This window comes from Psychrobacter sp. 1Y4, assembly GCF_051847555.1.
Genome location: NZ_JBPYDE010000099.1, coordinates 1 through 1,207, shown reverse-complemented (window position 1 = coordinate 1,207; position 1,207 = coordinate 1). Strand labels below are relative to the sequence as shown.

Genomic DNA, 1,207 nt, shown 5'->3' with positions numbered 1-1,207 from the left:
AGTGGAAACATTCCATTATGACTGGACCGAAGATGCACTCGAAGCTCGTCTTGAAGAACGACTGGCTGCCGTGGGAGTTATTCCCGATGAAAATTCGGTTGAAGACACTTCAAAAGAGTTACTCTCTAAGCTTAAGGAAGGTAATCAAATTGCCACTTGGAGCAAAATGCTTATCAAGGCCTTACAAGCCATTCGATTTGAAAGATTAGATGAAGACTCAATTCTAGATAGGCTAGAGAAAGCTCGTATCTCACAAGCAAAGAAGAAGACACGTATTCTAACTGACTTGCACAACGCGTATGTTGAAGAGCTTGCAGCTACTGATTCAATTGACTTTGACGATATGATTATCCGTGCAATTGCAGTCGTAGATAATGGTCAATATAAACCTCACTGGAAATATATTCTTGTTGACGAGTTTCAAGACATATCTGCCTCTCGGATGGAGTTTGTTAACAGCATTATCAAAAAAGGGCCTGACCCCTCATTAACGGTTGTCGGTGATGATTGGCAGTCTATCTATCGATTCTCAGGTGGTAAACTTGAGCTCACCACTAGATTTAATGAGCTGGTTGGACCGCATACACTGACAAAGCTCCAAAAGACATTCCGCTATAATAATAGCATTGCTGATACTGCTGGAACGTTCATCATGGAGAATCTTGAACAGTATCAGAAACACATCAAAACACACGACGTGGTTGATGAATCACAAGTATATTTATTAGATGATAAGACTGGTGAAGAGAATGGTGTCTATAAAAGAGTCGCTGAGGTTGTCAGCAAGATCAGAGCAAATGACCCTGAAGGTTCGATAGCAATTATTGCTAGATATAACTATCTATTAAAGGATTCACGTAATTTTCTAGGTAAAGAAAAGTCCAAAGGTATTCACTTTTGGAGCTTTCACAAATCTAAAGGGCTTGAAGCTGACTACTGCATCTTGATTGGTTTTTTCCAAGGAAAAAGTGGCTTCCCTAATGGAAATCGTGAGGATGCTATCCCTGAGGCGCTACTTCCAATATTAGACTCATTTCCTCATTCTGAAGAGCGACGCTTGCTATATGTCGGCATAACGCGTTGTAAAAAGAAATCATATATTATTGCTAGCCCGACGGCTCCATCAGAGTTTGTTCTTGAACTACTGGCCCCTAAATATGACATCAATATCTTCTCTAAATCCTTCCAAGAACGCCACAGAAACATA

General features: G+C 40.3%; 1 protein-coding gene. It reads left to right on the top strand.

The features are described from left to right. Positions 1-1,207, top strand: a 1,207-nt coding sequence (locus ACS8FC_RS14480) for a UvrD-helicase domain-containing protein (RefSeq protein WP_439297277.1), incomplete at both ends; no start/stop codon positions are given.